Origin of the sequence: Pantoea rwandensis, assembly GCF_002095475.1 — a bacterium.
In the GTDB taxonomy this organism is placed as follows: Bacteria; Pseudomonadota; Gammaproteobacteria; order Enterobacterales; family Enterobacteriaceae; genus Pantoea; species Pantoea rwandensis.
In genome coordinates, this window is record NZ_MLFR01000027.1 from 21,216 (window position 1) to 37,753 (window position 16,538).

Here is a 16,538-nt window from a genome sequence, read left to right on the forward strand (position 1 = left end):
CAGAGGCCTGTGAGCCATTACGAGACAACTATTTGAAACGCCTGAAAATAAACTATCTGTTGATCGGTCTGATCACCGTGCTGCTTGCGCTGGCACTGTGGCCTTCCATCCCCTGGTACGGGGGCGGAAAAGACGCGCTATCACAGATCAAATCACGTGGAGTACTGCGCATCAGTACCGTTAACTCCCCGCTGACGTACTACACCATCAATAATGCACCAGCCGGTATGGATTACGAGCTGGCGAAACGCTTCGCCGATTATCTTGGCGTCAAACTCGAGGTCACGGTGCGTCCTAACCTCGGCGATCTGTTTGACGATCTGGATGATGGTAAGGCGGATTTGCTCGCCGCTGGACTGATCTACAACGGTGAACGCCTTGCCCACTATCAAAGTGGACCGAGTTACTACTCCGTTTCGCAGCAGTTGGTGTACCGCATTGATAAGCCCCGGCCGAAGAATCTCGGCGATCTCAAAGGCCGCCTGATTGTGCAGTCCGGTTCGGCATATCTGTCAACTTTACGTTCCGCAAAAGCTGACAGCTATCCCGATCTCGATTGGGCGATTTCCACCGATCAGGGGCAAAAAGCGCTATTGGAAGCTGTCGCTGATGGCAAGCTGGATTACACGGTGGGTGATTCTGTGACTATCGGCCTGCTACAACGCATCCATCCGCAATTAGCTGTAGCGTTCGACGTCACCGATGAAGAGCCGGTAACGTGGTATTTGCCGCGTAATGATGATGACAGCCTGAATGCGGCGATGCTCGACTTCTACAGCCAAATGGGTGAAGAAGGCGCGATGGCACGTCTGGAAGAGAAGTATCTCGGCCACGTGGGCACCTTCGATTATGTTGATACCCGCACTTTCCTGCGCGCTATCGACAGCACCCTACCAGATATCAAGCCGCTGTTTGAGAAGTACGCCGCGAGCATGGACTGGCGTCTGCTGGCCGCGATTTCTTATCAGGAATCGCACTGGAATCCGCAGGCGACCTCCCCTACCGGCGTACGCGGTATGATGATGCTGACGCGCAACACAGCAGACAGTCTCGATGTGAATGATCGCCTTGACCCGGAACAAAGCATTCGTGGCGGCAGCGAGTATTTGAAACGAATGATGGAGAAAGTCCCGGATACCATTCCTGATGATGAGCGCATCTGGTTCGCACTAGCGGCTTACAACATGGGCTATGCGCACATGTTAGATGTCCGTAAGCTCACGGCGAAACAGGGGGGTAACCCGGATAGCTGGGCCGATGTGAAATTGCGCCTGCCGATGCTGAGCCAGAAGCGCTACTACGCGCAAACCACCTATGGCTATGCGCGCGGCCATGAAGCCTACAATTACGTGGAGAATATCCGTAAGTATCAGATAAGCTTGGTGGGATATTTGCAAGAGCAGGATAAGCGGCTCGCGCAGCAGTCTGCGCTGGAAGCGGAGTTAGGCGCCGGCTACCCGGCGGTTGAACCAAAAATTGCGATGAATTAACCTTCGCGCTGCGCCTGCCGCAGCGCTTTCTTTTGCTCGCGACGCATGCGGAAGAAATCACTCAGCATCCCGGCGCACTCCTCTGCCAACACACCACAATCAATCTGAATCTGATGATTCATGCCTGGGTGACCAATCACATCTAACAATGATCCTGCGGCACCGGTTTTTTCATCTTTCGCGCCATACACCAGTCGCGTGATGCGGCTGTGCACCATCGCACCAGCGCACATCACGCAGGGTTCCAGCGTGACATATAGGGTGGTATCCAGCAGGCGATAATTTTCGAGGATTTTACCGCCCTGCCGTAGCGCCATGATTTCAGCATGTGCGGTGGGATCGCACTGTCCAATCGGACGATTCCAGCCCTCGCCAATGACTTTATCGCCCTGCACTAGCACGGCACCCACCGGCACTTCACCCTGCTCCCACGCGCGGCGCGCCAGCTCAAGCGCATGGCGCATCCAAAATTCATCAGTTTGTGGGTTCACTGGGCAACTCCTGCGGATAGAAAAGGCGGCGCATTATAGACGGAATCGCTACCTGATTCACTCCAGCTGTTGCAGCTCGCCTCGTGGCGTGACGCGCCAGCGATGTTGGCAGAAGAACAGCAGTGGATTGTCCTGCTTGCTGTCGCTGTAACCACTGTAGAGTTGTAATGGCGTACCAATCTTCTCTTCAAGCTGCGCTACTTTTTCATGCCCAAGACAACGCATCGCCAGCACCCGCCCGCCCAAACCTGGCTGCATCTGGCTGGCAATCAATTGCACACGCGGCAGGAAAGCAGAATCAAAGTACACCTGCTCGACCAGCGATTGCGGCGACCCGGTGATCAACCAGACATCGGCATCATCGCTGCTGAGATAGTCGGTAAGACGCTGCTGTACGACCGGGAATGCCGTCACCCGCAAACGGAACCAGGCAGCGAACTCCACCTCTCGCTGACGTAGGCACTGTTCACTGTGGCCAAAAGTAATGGCCCACAGTAACAGGCTCATGGGCCAGCGCGCTGCGCGTCCCTTTACCAGCATCCCTAAACCGATCACTGGCAGCAGTGGCGCCACCAGCAGTAGATTGAGCGGCTGACGGCGCAACAAATAGCGCATAAATGTGCCAAACATGTCTTGCTGATGCAGCGTGCCATCCAGATCAAAAAAAACCACGCGGCGATGCGTACCCTTAGTCAAACTCCACTCCTTATCTATCCTTTCAACTCTTCGGCTTGCCCTACAGTGTAGCCAGCTTCATCAAGGGAGGCGAAAGCAGTCATTTTTAATTCCAATGGCTACAATGCCAGCTGAATAGTTTATTCTCTGTATCGGTGTGCTGTCATTAACGAGTGATGGCGCGAAAAGAGACTAAGCTCAACCGGGAATTGTTGGATTAAGGATCGAACATGAGTTCATTGCTGCGAATTCGCCAGCTTTACCCTCGACTGGCGCTAAATGAGCGTCGGCTGGCGGATTTTTTGCTGTCGCAGCCGGATCGGGCACGGCATCTGAGTTCACAAAAATTGGCTGAGGAATCGGGTGTCAGCCAATCAAGCGTGGTGAAATTCGCCCAAAAGTTGGGATATAAGGGTTTTCCGGCGTTGAAGCTGGCCCTGAGCGAATCATTGGCAGATCGTGACGCTATTACCGTCCACAACCATATTCTCAGCGATGACCCCCTTAAAGTGGTGGGTGAAAAGTTACTAGCAGAGAAGATCTCTGCGATCCGCGCCACGTTGGATATCAACAGTGAAGAGAAGCTGCTGGAAACGCTGCACCTGCTGAAAAATGCCAACCGCATTCTGTTGGTCGGTATCGGTGCTTCGGGTTTAGTGGCAAAAGATTTTTCGTGGAAATTGATGAAGATCGGTATCAACGCGGTTGCCGAGCAGGATATGCATGCGCTGTTAGCCAGCGTGCAAGCTATGGCGCCAGGCGATGTGCTGTTGGCGATCTCTTACACTGGCGAGCGGCGTGAAATTAACCTTGCGGCGCAGGAAGCAGCTCAGTTGGGTGTCGATGTATTGGCGTTTACCGGATTTACGCCAAACTCGCTGCAGCAGTGTGCATCAATCTGCCTTTATACCGTGGCAGAGGAACAGAGCACACGCAGTGCCGCCATCTCATCGACCAGCGCGCAACTGGCGCTCACCGACCTGCTGTTCATGGCCTTAGTACAAAACGACCCGGAACGCGCCTCGAGCCACATTCGCCACAGTGAAGAGCTGGTAAAAAAGCTGGTTTGACGGCCAATAAAAAAGGCCGTTAATCGGCCTTTTTGTCATTGTTTTCTATCGTCTGGCGACAGGCTTCGCGTGTGTCCCGCTGCAGCAGATGCAAACACTCTTCGCAGAGGGATTGGTCAGTGGAGATGAGCCGTGTCCAGAATCCGCGTGCGGTGCCGCAATTGATACAAATCTGTTTTAAAAAGATATTCTTCACGCCGTTATTATTTTTCATGCTTATAGGACAAGCATTTTTGCTGATCATCATCAGCACAAAATGATAACTCGGATAATTCCCACGCACTACTCCCCTTTCACGACGCATTGATGAAAAATACTTCAGTGACTTTATTCCATCTTTGTTTGATCGAGGCCAATAACCCCGCCGTTAAAATGAGGCGAACTGTGGTAAGGTGCGCGCCTGCTCACCACACTGAAAACCACTATGGCGTTATTGATCACCGCGAAATGCATTAATTGCGATATGTGCGAACCTGAGTGCCCTAATCAGGCCATCAGCTTAGGGGATGCAATCTATGAGATTGATGTTGATCGCTGCACCGAGTGTGTGGGTCATTATGATGTGCCAACTTGCCAGAGCGTCTGCCCTATTGATAACACGATCATCTCTGACCCACAGCACCAGGAAAGCCGTGAGGCGCTGTGGGAGAAATTTGTGGTGTTGCACCACTAATCTTCGATAATCACCGTAGCGCAGGCATAGTGACGTTCATCCGCCAGCGTAACATGCACATGTTTGACACCGAGTTGGCTAGCAATCACTTTGGCCTGTTCGAAGAAGCGTAAACCCGGTTTGCCCAGCGCATCGTTGTACACTTCAAACTGATTAAACGCCAAACCACCGCGAATGCCGGTACCGAAGGCTTTCGCTGCCGCCTCTTTTACCGCAAAACGTTTAGCCAGAAAACGCACCGGTTGCTGGTGCGCTTGATATTGCTGCCACTCGGCTTCGCTGAGCACTCGACGCGCCAGACGATCGCCGGAGCGCTCAATTACACCGGCGATGCGCTCAATTTCGACGATGTCGCTACCGAGTCCAAGGATAGCCATTAGCGACGTGCTTCTCGCATCAGCTGTTTCATTTCAGACACCGCATCCGCTAAACCGCTGAACAGTGCGCGGCCAATGATGGCGTGACCAATGTTCAGTTCATGCATCTCTGGCAATGCAGCGATAGGCTGTACGTTGTGATAGGTCAGACCATGGCCAGCGTTGACCTTCAGGCCAAGACTGGCAGCAAAGGTCGCGGCTTTGCGAATGCGAGACAGCTCAGCCTCACGCTCCAGACCTTCTGGCGCTTCAGCATAGGCACCGGTGTGGATCTCGATGTATGGAGCACCACTGGCCACTGCGGCCTCAATCTGGCGGTGATCGGCATCGATAAACAAGGAAACCAAAATGCCCGCGTCACTGAGCAGTCTCACCGCCGCATTGATTTTATCCTGCTGTCCCGCCACATCCAGGCCGCCTTCGGTGGTGACTTCCTGACGTTTTTCGGGTACCAGGCAGACGAAATGCGGTTTGATTTCACAGGCGATATCGATCATCTCATCGGTCACCGCCATCTCCAGATTCATGCGGGTCTGGATGGTGTCTCGCAAGATACGGACATCGCGGTCGGTGATGTGACGACGATCTTCACGCAGGTGCACGGTAATGCCATCCGCGCCCGCCTGCTCAGAGACAAACGCCGCTTGCACCGGATCGGGATAATTCGTGCCACGTGCGTTACGTACGGTGGCGATGTGGTCAATATTGACCCCTAACAGCAACTCAGCCATGACAATCCTTAAATGTGTTCAGTGTGTTTGCAGTGTACCGGGCTTAAGAATATCAGGCGGTACGACCAGCGCTAGTCGTTTGCCACATCGGGTTTCTTTTTGGGGATAAACTGGCGAAACAGCTCTTGGCTCTTTAGCGGTTTGCCGCCGAGATAAGGCTTCAACGCCATTCGCGTAAAGCGTTTCGCGGCGCGCAGGCTATCCGCATCGGGGAAATCGCGTTCCCACAGTGCGCGCAGTTGACGACCGGTGAAACTGCGTTGGTTGACGACCAGGCTAGCGATAAACCCCTTCTCTTCTCGATAGCTGTAAGTCATGCCGTCATCGATCTCTTCGCCACTGCCTGCACAGTGGAGGAAATCGACGCCATAACCCATATGCCCAAGCAACGCTAATTCAAAGCGACGTAGCGCAGGTTCCGGCGTGCCGTTGCCTGCTGCCAGCATTTGAATGCAGTTGAGGTAATCGAAGAACAAATCAGAAAAGGGAATTTCCTGCTCCAACACGCGAGAAAGCAGTTCGTTCACATACAGTCCGCAGTAGAGCGTGATACCGCTCAGGGGTAAAGCTAGTGAAACCGCTTCGGCGCTGCGCAGCGTTTTCACCTCACCACGCCCACCCCAGCGCACCAGCAGTGGCGTGAAGGGTTGCAGTGCGCCTTTCAGTTGGGAGCGGCGCGAACGTGCGCCTTTAGCCAGGACGCGGACGCGCCCTTCGCTTTCGCTGAACAGATCGAGGAGTAGGCTGGTTTCGCTGTATGGGCGACTATGCAGCACAAAGGCGCGTTGCCAGCCTTCCATCAATTAGCCTTCGTCGGAGTAACCCAAGCTGCGCAGCGCACGTTCATCATCCGCCCAGCCCGATTTCACTTTGACCCAAAGTTCGAGATGCACTTTCGCTTCAAACATCTCTTCCATGTCTTTACGCGCTTCAATGCCGATGGTTTTGATCTTGGCGCCTTTATTGCCGATCACCATCTTCTTCTGGCCTTCACGCTCAACCAGGATCAAACCGTTGATGTTGTAGCCGCCGCGTTCGTTGGAAACAAACTGCTCAATCTCAACGGTGACAGAATATGGCAGTTCAGCACCGAGGAAACGCATCAGTTTTTCACGGATGATTTCAGAAGCCATAAAGCGCTGTGAGCGGTCGGTAACGTAATCTTCAGGGAAATGATGCTCGGACTTTTGCAAACACTTGCGCGCAATGGCCGCAAGCGTATCGACGTTATTACCGTGTTCCGCAGAGATCGGAACGATTTCAAGGAAGTTCATCTGCTGGCTAAGGAACTGCAGGTGAGGCAACAGAATGCTCTTATCCTGAATGTTGTCGACTTTGTTGATCGCTAACACTACCGGTACTTTATTATCGCGCAGCTTGTTCAGCACCATCTCATCGTCTGGCGTCCAACGCGTGCCTTCAACAACAAAGATCACCAGCTCCACATCACCAATTGAGCTGCTGGCAGCACGGTTCATCAAGCGGTTAATTGCTCGCTTTTCTTCCATGTGCAGCCCTGGGGTATCCACGTAGATCGCCTGATAAGCGCCTTCGGTGTGAATGCCCATAATGCGGTGACGCGTGGTTTGTGCTTTACGCGATGTGATTGACACTTTCTGCCCCAGCAACTGGTTCAGTAAGGTGGATTTACCGACGTTAGGTCGGCCTACAATCGCGATAAAGCCGCTATATGTTTCGAGTTCGCTCATTCGAGTCCTGACTTGGGCAGCGTCACTGTTGACGCTGCGATGTGACTATTTATTTATTCGAGACCAAGCTTAATCAACGCCTGTTCGGCGGCAGCCTGCTCTGCTTTACGGCGGCTGGAACCCACACCAACCACCGGTTCAGCCATGCCACTCACCTGACAGTGAATGGTGAATTCCTGGTCGTGGGCTTCGCCACGCACCTGCACCACCAAATAAGATGGCAGCGGCAGATGACGCCCTTGCAGATACTCTTGCAGGCGCGTTTTTGGATCTTTTTGCTTATCGCCTGGGCTGATCTCATCAAGGCGATTCTGGTACCAATCAAGAATCAACTTCTCAACCGTCTGGATGCTGCTGTCGAGGAAGATACCGCCAATCAGCGCTTCCACCGTATCGGCGAGGATCGATTCACGACGAAAACCGCCGCTCTTCAGTTCACCCGGTCCGAGACGTAAACATTCGCCCAGTTCAAATTCTCGCGCCATCTCAGCCAAGGTGTTGCCGCGCACCAATGTGGCACGCATGCGGCTCATATCGCCTTCATCCACACGTGGGAAGCGGTGATAAAGCGCATTGGCAATCACATAGCTGAGAATGGAATCGCCAAGAAATTCAAGACGTTCATTATGTTTGCTACTGGCACTGCGGTGAGTCAGTGCTTGCTGCAGTAATTCTGGATGAGTAAAAGTGTAGCCCAGTTTGCGCTGCAGCTTGTTAATAAGGATGGGGTTCATGCGATTCCAGTTATTCTGTGCGTCTGTCACTCTGCATACGAAACAGGGCTGAACTTCCAACACGTTCTGTTTAGTGTGCAGTGGCCCCCCGAAAGAGGCCGACCGTTTTTATCAGTGGATTCCGCCAATGCGACTTAAGCGCACGCCAGTTGGCCACTGTCCTTCTTGTTTCTCAAAGCTCATCCAGATGGCCACCGCTTTACCGACCAGATTCTTCTCAGGCACGAAGCCCCAGTAGCGGCTGTCGGCGCTGTTGTCGCGGTTATCGCCCATCATGAAATACTGGCCTTCTGGCACAATCCATGTGGACTGTGGCTGGCCCGGCTGCTGATAATACATGCTTGCCTGACTCTGCGCTTCGTTTACCAGCAGGATATCGTGCGTAACGGTACCTAAGGTCTCTTTACGCGTACCCAGACGAAGCCCGCCTTTCATGGTTTCGCCTTGAGGAGCCTCAAAGAAACCGTTGCCAGTTTCATTGCCATCAAAACCACTAAAGGTCTGAATAAAGCGGCTTGGCTCAACGTTGGTATAGGTGATAGGCAGCGCCGTGTCGCACTTGCCGGTGCTACAACCCGGATTGACCGTCAGCGTTTTACTGTACGGATCAAACACCACTTTATCGCCTGGCAAACCAATCACGCGCTTGATGTAATCCACGCTTGGATCTTTCGGGTACTTGAATACCGCGACATCTCCGCGCTGTGGATGGCCAGTGGGGATCAGCGTGGTTTGCGTAATGGGATCTTTAATACCGTACGCAAATTTCTCCACCAAGATGAAATCACCAATCAACAGCGTTGGCATCATGGAGCCTGATGGAATCTGAAACGGCTCAAAAATGAATGAGCGAACAATCAGCACTACCGCCAACACCGGGAACACGGATGCGGTAGTCTCGACCCAACCCGGCTGTGCAGCCACTTTTGCCAGCGTTTTGCTATCTAATGCGTTGCCTGCCTGCGCTTGTGCTGCAGCCTGCTTTGCACGACGCGCGGGTGCCCATTTAAAGCGATCAATACACCAGATAACACCGGTTATCAGCGTTGCGATCACCAAAATCAGGGCGAACATGTTAGCCATTAAAATTCCTTATTTGCTGTCTTTACCGACATGCAGAATGGCAAGGAATGCTTCCTGCGGCAGCTCAACGTTGCCGACCTGCTTCATTCGCTTCTTACCGTCTTTCTGCTTCTGCAACAGTTTCTTCTTACGGCTCACGTCACCGCCATAGCATTTCGCCAGGACGTTTTTACGCAGCTGCTTGACCGTTGAGCGAGCGATAATGTGGTTGCCGATTGCCGCCTGAATCGCAATATCGAACTGCTGACGTGGGATCAGATCTTTCATCTTCTCCACAAGATCGCGTCCACGATACTGTGAGTTCTCACGGTGGGTAATCAGCGCCAGCGCATCAACACGTTCTGAGTTAATCATCACGTCGACACGCACCATGTCAGAGGCTTGGAAACGTTTAAAGTTATAGTCCAGCGATGCATAGCCGCGAGACGTCGATTTCAGACGATCGAAGAAGTCCAGTACCACTTCCGCCATCGGAATTTCATAGGTCAGCGCAACCTGTTTACCGTGGTAAACCATGTTGGTCTGCACACCACGTTTTTCGATACACAGGGTGATCACGTTGCCGAGGAACTCTTGCGGCAACAGCATATGACACTCGGCGATCGGTTCGCGCAGTTCTTCAATATTATTCAGTGGTGGCAGCTTCGACGGACTGTCTACATACACCGTTTCGCCATCGGTAGTGATCACTTCATACACTACAGTTGGTGCGGTGGTGATCAGGTCGAGATCGTACTCACGCTCCAGACGTTCCTGGATGATTTCCATGTGCAGCAGGCCAAGGAAGCCGATGCGGAAGCCAAAGCCCAGTGCCGTTGAGCTTTCTGGCTCATAGAACAACGAGGCATCGTTAAGGCTTAATTTGCCCAACGCATCGCGGAACGCTTCATAATCATCTGAACTGATCGGGAATAAGCCGGCGTAAACCTGTGGTTTCACCTTTTTAAAGCCTGGCAATACCTTGTCAGCCGGATTGCGCTGCAACGTCAAGGTGTCACCCACTGGCGCACCGAGGATGTCTTTAATCGCACATACCAACCAGCCTACTTCACCGCAGTTCAATTCGGTACGATCAACCTGCTTCGGCGTGAAGATGCCAAGACGGTCAGCATTGTAGCTTTGACCCGAACTCATCACCTTCACTTTGTCGCCCTTGCGCAGAGTGCCGTTTTTGATACGAATCAGTGAGACAACGCCAAGGTAGTTATCGAACCATGAGTCGATGATCAGTGCCTGTAATGGGCCTTCAGGATCGCCTTCTGGTGGCGGGATATCACGAACCAGGCGTTCGAGCACATCAGGGACACCCACACCGGTTTTCGCGGAGCAGCGCACCGCATCCGTTGCGTCGATACCCACGATATCTTCAATCTCTTCTGCTACGCGCTCAGGATCAGCAGCAGGCAGGTCGATTTTGTTCAGAACCGGTACCACTTCCAGATCCATTTCCATTGCGGTGTAGCAGTTCGCCAGCGTCTGTGCTTCAACGCCTTGACCTGCATCGACCACCAGCAACGCCCCTTCACACGCCGCTAACGAGCGGGAAACTTCGTAGGAGAAGTCAACGTGACCCGGAGTATCGATAAAATTGAGCTGGTAAGTTTCACCGTTCAGCGCTTTGTAATCGAGCGTTACGCTTTGCGCTTTAATGGTAATGCCGCGCTCACGTTCCAGATCCATCGAGTCCAAAACTTGCGCCGCCATCTCACGATCGCTGAGGCCACCACAAATCTGAATCAAACGGTCTGAGAGCGTTGATTTACCGTGGTCAATGTGAGCGATGATAGAGAAATTTCGTATGTGCTTCATTTATATGAATATCTTCACGTAAAAAATCAGTGGAAAACTTGAGCACAGACACATTCAGTAAAGCGAGCTTTACCCGGAACCCTGTCAGCCTCATTAATGACGACGCATATTACACTGTTAACGCCGCGCGTTAAAGAATGGAACTGTGGGGAATCGCAACAGATTTCAGCGGTTAAGCCAAAACGAAAAGGCCGCGAGGAAGCGGCCCAGACAGGGATCAAACTTCACTTTCCACGCGCAAGGCATCGGGCGGTAGCGCCACGCTGAGGATCACGGGTTGAAAGGCTTCACGATCGCCAAACAGATTGGAAATCCCTTTCGCCACAATAAAACCACCGATACCGCCTAACAGCGCACCACAGGCAGCCGCTAAGTCGCTGTGGAACAGCATCTGGAAGATGCCCGCTAACAGAAACAGGCCAAGCAGCGGCGTCATGTAAACCAGCAATGCCGAGCCGAGCAAACTGCTTTCACGGATGCCCAACTCAATGCGCTGACCCGGCTGCAATGGCTCCGGGCTGGCGATGGTCATGACATGGGCATTTTTTGGCCCGAGCTGGTTCAGCGCGTGGCTACCGCAGCCTTTGCGCGCCGAGCAACTGTTACAGGAGGTTTTCGCTTCCGAGTGCAGCGTGGCAATGCCCTCTTTCCACGCCACCACGGTGGCCCATTCTCTCATCATTTTTGTGCACCTGAATCTATGCTGTCCGCAATACGTTTGGCCGTGGCAGGCGGTAATTCTCCCACCACCGTGATCTCACGATTATCGCGCACTTCCGTCTGCACCGTACGACGCCCAGTGCGCAATGACTGCGACACGCTGCTTTTATCTGCAGGCGTAATATTGATAGCAAAGCTGAACAAGCCATCACTGTACAGACGAGATTCTACGGTTTTGTTCATTGCTGGCATGTCGCGGCGGCTTTGGGAAATCAGCGTCATTCCCGCAGGTAACCAGCCGGGCTGCCAATTGAGCTGCACTTTGTCGCCAGCCGGTAATGACAAGGTTGGCGGCAGATTGGCCTTTTCCAGCCCTTGCATCAGATTGCGCACGCCTTCATCAACCGCGAAGCTCATTACACGGAATTGCTCAAGTGTCTCGCCATCACGATCGAGCAGATCAATGCGCAGCGGCAATTTAGTATCGACATCCAGCCACACCACGTAGCTGTATCGCGTACCGTCACGAGACACAATGCGCACGACTTCACACATTTGATCGGCCATTCGCGAACGCCCAACCGGGATGAAATCGTAGGCCTCTCCCAGCCGGGAGAAGTCTGCAAACATCAGTGCAGGTAGTGCATCAATAATGTGATTGCCCGGCAATGAGAAAGGATCGAGTCCTGGCTCAAAATAGCTGATGTCATTTCCACGCTGAATCACTTCACGACGCGGCCCATCCATCTGCAATAGCTGGGCAAAGATACGATTATCGATCACTGCATGGCGGTAACGCAGCGATTCGATGCCGAGGCGTGAGACGTTGATATAGGCGAATTCGTAGTTGAGGTTCTGGTTTGCCTGCTCCATCTGCTGCAACAACGCCCCGGAAGCAGATGTCTGCGCCGGGGCGGTGGATGACCAAAGCAGGCTGCCTGCCAGCAGGCTAACGGCACACCAAAGCTGCTTCATTACTGCTGTTGAGTTCCTAACGACTGATTTCCGGGAACGTTAGCCTGCGCCTGCTGCGGATCGTTCTTTTCATCGAACTGAACCTGATCGGCATGCAGACGACGTTGCAACTCATAATCCTGCAGCATTGCATTTACGCGACGACGCTGTTCCTGCACCTGCTGGTTAGAGCTGTTAGTGTCGAACGCATCGGACGGTACGCCAAGGCTAACAGGTGAAGCTTTGCCCATCATTGGCAACGTGTTGAAGGCAGGAGAGTCTGACGCTTCAGTCGCGCCGCCAGTCGGCTGATTGTTGTAGTGTTGAACACCCACAATCACCGCTAACGACACACAAGCGGCCATACCGACCTGCGCAAGTTGCGCAGTCCAGGTGCCACCACGACGCCAGAATGGCATTTTTTCCCAGCGTGAAGGCTCAGGCTGCGCTTCAGGAATCAGCGGGGTCACTTTACGTGCCGGCTCATTCTCAATAGCCGCCGCCACTCGTGCGGAGATATCAAAATGCAGCACTTCACCGACATCACCTCGTAAGGTGTCACGGATTAGATGGTAGCTCTCCCAGCTTTTTTGAAGATCGACATCCTTCGACAACGACGCCAACAGTTCGTTATCGAGAGTTTCACCATCCATTAAAGCGGAAAGTTTTTCTTTCTGCATGCTTTGGCACCCTTCCAGTAGCCGTTATCACTGACGTTGGATAAGCGGTTGAACTTTATTATCAATGGCTTCTCGGGCACGGAAGATACGCGAACGTACTGTACCAACCGGGCAATCCATGATGACGGCAATCTCTTCGTAACTTAAGCCATCCAATTCCCTTAGGGTAATGGCCATACGCAGATCTTCGGGAAGCGCCTCAATGGTCCGAAAAACAATTTGTTTCAGTTCCTCTGACAACATTAAGTTCTCAGGGTTCGAAATTTCTTTCAGTGCACCCGCACTTTCGAAATTTTCTGCATCAATGGCATCCACATCGCTAGAAGGCGGACGCCTTCCCTGAGCCACTAAATAGTTCTTTGCTGTATTGACCGCAATGCGGTACAGCCATGTATAAAAGGCGCTATCGCCACGGAAAGATTCCAGTGCACGATACGCTTTAATGAAAGATTCCTGAACCACATCAGGCACATCGCCTGAGGGAACATAGCGTGAAACCAGGCTCGCCACTTTATGCTGGTATCGAATCACCAGTAAATTAAATGACTTTTGATCTCCCTTCTGAACCCGCTCAACGAGAACCTGATCCGTTAACTGCTCGCTCATCCGAGGTAATGTCTCCCCAAATCTCTTTTATGCGTAAGTGAACTGCCAGCACATCTCATTGTTCTGAGCAAGCATGCGCTTAGAGTCATATGTTGGCCTGAAGTTCATTACGACCAGATATTTTCCGTATCGGAACCACGACATCATTGTTGTTGATTGTCTTTCAGTGTAGCGACTTGCCACGCCGTTGGTGTCTTTTGCGGCACCGATAATCGCTGGCAGAGTACCTTATGACGCCCTATTTTTCATCTTTATTACCTGAATTTTCAGAGTGTTTGGTATAAAAAACACGATATGCCTATTTTCAGACATAACTGACTGAAATCGCGTTACTATCTCGCCTACCTGAATAATTTTACGCCGTAATTTGTTTAAAATACTTCACACAATCCTCATCCGGGCTTATGCTCAGGTCACCTTTTGTTTAGTAAATTAAACACCATGACATCGATACCTGATTACCAATGTGATGTGTTGATTGTGGGCAGCGGTGCGGCTGGCCTGTCGCTTGCGCTGCGCCTGGCCCCTTATTATCAAGTCACCGTACTTAGCAAAGCACAGGTCAACGAAGGGTCGACGCTGTATGCACAAGGCGGAATCGCTGCGGTGTTTGATGAAACTGACAGCATTGAATCGCACGTTGAAGATACCCTAATTGCAGGCGCCGGTTTGTGCGAGCGCGATACGGTGAGCTTTATCGCCAGTAACGCCCGTCATTGCGTGCAGTGGTTAATCGATAATGGTGTGGCTTTCGATATGGAACCGCAACCAGACGGTGAAGCACGTTACCACCTGGCGCGTGAAGGCGGACACAGCCATCGTCGTATTCTGCACAGCGCCGATGCCACAGGCCGCGCGGTGGAGACCACGCTGGTGAGCCAGGCGTTGAGCCATCCTAATATCCGCATCATCGAGCGTACCAACGCGGTGGATTTGATTCTTTCAGATAAAGTCGGCCTGCCGGGCGCAAGACGGGTGGTGGGGGCATGGATCTGGAATCGTAATCGCGAGCAGGTAGAAACTTGTCGGGCGCGCGCTGTGGTGCTGGCTACCGGCGGTGCGGCAAAGGTTTATCAATACACCACCAATCCCGATGTCGCATCCGGTGATGGTATTGCCATGGCATGGCGTGCTGGATGCCGGGTAGCCAATCTGGAGTTTAATCAGTTCCATCCCACCTGCTTATTCCATCCTCAGGCACAGAATTTCCTGCTAACTGAAGCGCTACGTGGCGAAGGTGCATGGCTGCTGCGCCCAGATGGCACACGCTTCATGCCTGATTTCGACAGCCGCGCCGAGTTGGCCCCGCGCGATATCGTTGCACGCGCCATCGATCACGAAATGAAGCGACTGGGCGTTGATTGCATGTATCTCGATATCAGCCATCAGCCTGAAAGCTTTGTGCGCGCGCACTTTCCCATGATTTATGAAAAATTACTGACCTTCGGGTTGGATCTGACTCAGCAGCCGATTCCGATTGTGCCTGCTGCGCATTACACCTGCGGTGGGGTGATGGTGGACCAGCAGGGACGTACGGACATCGATGGGTTGTATGCCATTGGCGAAGTGAGTTACACCGGACTGCACGGCGCCAACCGTATGGCATCCAATTCATTGCTCGAATGTCTGGTGTATGGCTGGTCAGCGGCGGAGGATATGATTCGCCGCCTGCCGGATGTCACCATCGTTGAACAACTTCCGGCTTGGGATGAAAGCCGCGTTGATGACGCCGACGAGCGCGTGGTGATTCAGCACAATTGGCATGAGTTACGCTTATTTATGTGGGATTACATGGGCATCGTGCGCACCACCAAACGGCTGGAGCGCGCCCTACGCCGCATTACGCTGTTGCAGCAGGAAATCAATGAGTATTATGCGCACTTCCGCCTATCAAACAATCTGCTGGAACTGCGCAACCTGGTGCAGGTGGCGGAACTGATGGTGCGTTGTGCGTTGGCGCGTAAAGAGAGTCGCGGTCTGCATTACACGCCGGATTATCCCGATCAACTTCCTGACGCACTGCCCACGCAGCTCCTGCCAGATCACTATCTGAACAGATAAAAATCTTTTACCAGGCTTAACCAGTCAGCCGAATAGCTCTTATCTTCATCGCGAATGGCGAGACGTTCCAGCAGCGTTTCGCCAGCGGTCGGCGAAAAACCTAATACCAGACGATTCGGTGGGCGTTGCGCATAGGCAGCAACATCGAAGCGATAACGCAGATGCCAGCCCTCTGCCAGCGCCAGTGAGATGAGCTGTTCGCCCGCCTCTTCGGGCAGAACTACGCAAAAGATCCCCTCCTCTTCTATTAATTGCGCAGCACAACGTAACAGCGTGGGATGATCGAGCGTACCGGTGCTGCGCGCATTATCGCGCTCTACGCTGCCGGTAGTCGTACCTGGGGCAAAAAACGGTGGGTTGCTAACTATCAGCGAATAACGCTTCTCACACTCCTCGCTCCAGCTCACAACATCTTGATGATGGACGGTGATACGATCTGCCCAGGGTGAAGCACGCACGTTCTCGTCAGCCTGGCATGCAGCACTCTCTTCCAGTTCAACTGCATCCAGCGTAACGTGCTCGGGTGTGCGCTGCGCCAACATCAGTGCAATTAATCCACTGCCACAGCCAATATCCAAAATGCGACGTGTGTCGGCTACTGGAGCCCACGCGCCAATTAAGACGCCATCGGTACCGACTTTCATGGCACAACGGTCGTGCGCCACGAAAAATTGCTTAAAGGTAAAACCATCTTTTCTTAGCATTGCCCGCGCCTGCGGCTGGTCCTGAGACATT

Annotated in this window: 19 protein-coding genes; 4 read left to right on the forward strand and 15 right to left on the reverse strand. The window is 52.8% G+C overall.

Features of this window, described 5'->3' with window-relative positions:
• The first annotated feature begins 32 nt into the window (after window positions 1–32).
• On the forward strand, window positions 33–1,490 hold the full coding sequence (gene mltF / locus HA51_RS20725) for a membrane-bound lytic murein transglycosylase MltF (RefSeq protein WP_084936455.1): 1,458 nt from the start codon (window positions 33–35) through the stop codon (window positions 1,488–1,490).
• On the opposite strand, the gene tadA is transcribed toward mltF, so the two are convergent.
• Window positions 1,487–1,981 carry a tRNA adenosine(34) deaminase TadA gene (gene tadA / locus HA51_RS20730; RefSeq protein WP_084936456.1) on the reverse strand — a complete coding sequence of 165 codons (495 nt, stop codon included), beginning with the start codon at window positions 1,979–1,981 and terminating at the stop codon, window positions 1,487–1,489. The two genes, mltF and tadA, sit on opposite strands and share 4 nt — an antisense overlap.
• Before the next feature lie 57 nt (window positions 1,982–2,038).
• The gene (yfhb, locus tag HA51_RS20735) at window positions 2,039–2,677 is read right to left on the reverse strand and encodes a phosphatidylglycerophosphatase C (protein ID WP_084936457.1); all 639 of its coding nucleotides are present in this window, start codon (window positions 2,675–2,677) and stop codon (window positions 2,039–2,041) included.
• Between the two features lie 209 nt (window positions 2,678–2,886).
• On the opposite strand from yfhb, the gene HA51_RS20740 reads away from it, so the two are divergent.
• Complete coding sequence (locus HA51_RS20740; protein WP_084936458.1) at window positions 2,887–3,726, forward strand: MurR/RpiR family transcriptional regulator; 840 nt, start codon at window positions 2,887–2,889, stop codon at window positions 3,724–3,726.
• Window positions 3,727–3,745: 19 nt separating this feature from the next.
• Here the strand turns inward: HA51_RS20740 and HA51_RS20745 are convergent, their stop codons facing one another.
• Window positions 3,746–4,009 carry a hypothetical protein gene (locus HA51_RS20745; RefSeq protein WP_084936459.1) on the reverse strand — a complete coding sequence of 88 codons (264 nt, stop codon included), beginning with the start codon at window positions 4,007–4,009 and terminating at the stop codon, window positions 3,746–3,748.
• A 141-nt stretch (window positions 4,010–4,150) separates the two neighbouring features.
• Here HA51_RS20745 and HA51_RS20750 point away from each other — a divergent pair, with 141 nt between their 5' ends.
• On the forward strand, window positions 4,151–4,399 hold the full coding sequence (locus tag HA51_RS20750; protein ID WP_084936460.1) for a YfhL family 4Fe-4S dicluster ferredoxin: 249 nt from the start codon (window positions 4,151–4,153) through the stop codon (window positions 4,397–4,399).
• Here HA51_RS20750 and acpS read toward each other — a convergent pair.
• The 11 genes from acpS to rpoE all read right to left on the reverse strand — a co-directional run bounded on the left by acpS (window position 4,396) and on the right by rpoE (window position 13,742).
• Entirely contained in the window at window positions 4,396–4,776 is a 381-nt protein-coding gene (gene acpS / locus HA51_RS20755; protein WP_034825626.1) for a holo-ACP synthase, read from the reverse strand. The genes HA51_RS20750 and acpS overlap by 4 nt on opposite strands.
• Window positions 4,776–5,507 (reverse strand): pyridoxine 5'-phosphate synthase, encoded by a 732-nt coding sequence (pdxJ, locus tag HA51_RS20760; protein ID WP_084936461.1) that lies wholly within the window; start codon window positions 5,505–5,507, stop codon window positions 4,776–4,778. Before pdxJ ends, acpS begins: the two co-directional genes overlap by 1 nt.
• 71 nt (window positions 5,508–5,578) lie before the next feature.
• Complete coding sequence (recO, locus tag HA51_RS20765; RefSeq protein WP_084936462.1) at window positions 5,579–6,307, reverse strand: DNA repair protein RecO; 729 nt, start codon at window positions 6,305–6,307, stop codon at window positions 5,579–5,581.
• Window positions 6,308–6,310: 3 nt separating this feature from the next.
• Entirely contained in the window at window positions 6,311–7,216 is a 906-nt protein-coding gene (era, locus tag HA51_RS20770) for a GTPase Era (protein ID WP_084936463.1), read from the reverse strand.
• A gap of 53 nt (window positions 7,217–7,269) precedes the next feature.
• On the reverse strand, window positions 7,270–7,950 hold the full coding sequence (gene rnc, locus HA51_RS20775; RefSeq protein ID WP_084936464.1) for a ribonuclease III: 681 nt from the start codon (window positions 7,948–7,950) through the stop codon (window positions 7,270–7,272).
• 111 nt (window positions 7,951–8,061) lie between these two features.
• Complete coding sequence (lepB, locus tag HA51_RS20780; protein ID WP_084936465.1) at window positions 8,062–9,033, reverse strand: signal peptidase I; 972 nt, start codon at window positions 9,031–9,033, stop codon at window positions 8,062–8,064.
• 9 nt (window positions 9,034–9,042) lie between these two features.
• Window positions 9,043–10,842, reverse strand: a complete 1,800-nt coding sequence (lepA, locus tag HA51_RS20785; protein ID WP_084936466.1) for a translation elongation factor 4 — start codon at window positions 10,840–10,842, stop codon at window positions 9,043–9,045.
• Between the two features lie 217 nt (window positions 10,843–11,059).
• Window positions 11,060–11,524, reverse strand: coding sequence for a SoxR-reducing system protein RseC (gene rseC / locus HA51_RS20790; RefSeq protein ID WP_084936467.1), 465 nt, complete (start codon window positions 11,522–11,524; stop codon window positions 11,060–11,062).
• Complete coding sequence (gene rseB / locus HA51_RS20795; protein WP_084936468.1) at window positions 11,521–12,477, reverse strand: sigma-E factor regulatory protein RseB; 957 nt, start codon at window positions 12,475–12,477, stop codon at window positions 11,521–11,523. Before rseB ends, rseC begins: the two co-directional genes overlap by 4 nt.
• The gene (rseA, locus tag HA51_RS20800; protein WP_084936469.1) at window positions 12,477–13,136 is read right to left on the reverse strand and encodes an anti-sigma-E factor RseA; all 660 of its coding nucleotides are present in this window, start codon (window positions 13,134–13,136) and stop codon (window positions 12,477–12,479) included. The genes rseB and rseA overlap by 1 nt, the downstream gene beginning before the upstream one ends.
• Before the next feature lie 27 nt (window positions 13,137–13,163).
• Window positions 13,164–13,742 (reverse strand): RNA polymerase sigma factor RpoE, encoded by a 579-nt coding sequence (gene rpoE, locus HA51_RS20805; protein ID WP_007886161.1) that lies wholly within the window; start codon window positions 13,740–13,742, stop codon window positions 13,164–13,166.
• A gap of 441 nt (window positions 13,743–14,183) precedes the next feature.
• Between rpoE and nadB the strand changes: the two genes are divergently transcribed.
• Window positions 14,184–15,803: an L-aspartate oxidase gene (gene nadB / locus HA51_RS20810; protein WP_084936513.1), complete on the forward strand. Its 1,620-nt coding sequence runs from the start codon at window positions 14,184–14,186 to the stop codon at window positions 15,801–15,803.
• Here nadB and trmN read toward each other — a convergent pair.
• Window positions 15,788–16,537: a tRNA(1)(Val) (adenine(37)-N(6))-methyltransferase TrmN gene (gene trmN, locus HA51_RS20815; protein WP_084936470.1), complete on the reverse strand. Its 750-nt coding sequence runs from the start codon at window positions 16,535–16,537 to the stop codon at window positions 15,788–15,790. The genes nadB and trmN overlap by 16 nt on opposite strands.
• Window position 16,538 lies beyond the last annotated feature (1 nt).